This window comes from Neisseria sp. P0021.S007 (genome assembly GCF_051956855.1).
Genome location: NZ_JBQCXA010001473.1, coordinates 1 through 475 on the forward strand (window position 1 = coordinate 1; position 475 = coordinate 475).

A 475-nucleotide genomic window follows, 5' to 3' on the forward strand; every position below is an offset into this window, starting at 1 on the left:
CATTAAGATAATGACAAGTCACGATTAAACGGCCCGGCCTCATAGCGGATATGTTTCACACAAACAACAAAGTAAGCTACAATCCGATGAATAATCCACCCACACCATAAAATTAAAGGTTTCCGTATGTTAAAAGGCAGTCTGGTTGCCCTGATTACTCCGATGAATCAAGACGGCAGCATCAACTACGAACAACTTCATGACTTAATCGACTGGCACATTGAAAACGGCACCGACGGCATCGTCGCAGTCGGTACCACCGGCGAGTCAGCCACCCTGCCTGTCGAAGAACATTTGGCCGTTATTGAAGCCACTGTCAAACACGTCAACAAGCGCGTTCCCGTTATCGCCGGCACAGGCGCCAACAATACTGTCGAAGCCATCGCCCTTTCCGAAGCAGCCGAGCAAGCCGGTGCGGACTACACCTTATCTGTTGTTCCCTACTACAACAAACCTTCGCAAGAAGGCATTTACC

Annotated in this window: 1 protein-coding gene; it reads left to right on the forward strand. The window is 49.3% G+C overall.

The genetic code is table 11. The features are described 5' to 3' along the window. Positions 1-126: 126 nt before the first annotated feature. On the forward strand, positions 127-475 hold a 349-nt coding region (locus ACTHUR_RS19765), incomplete at its 3' end, for a dihydrodipicolinate synthase family protein (protein ID WP_440400498.1).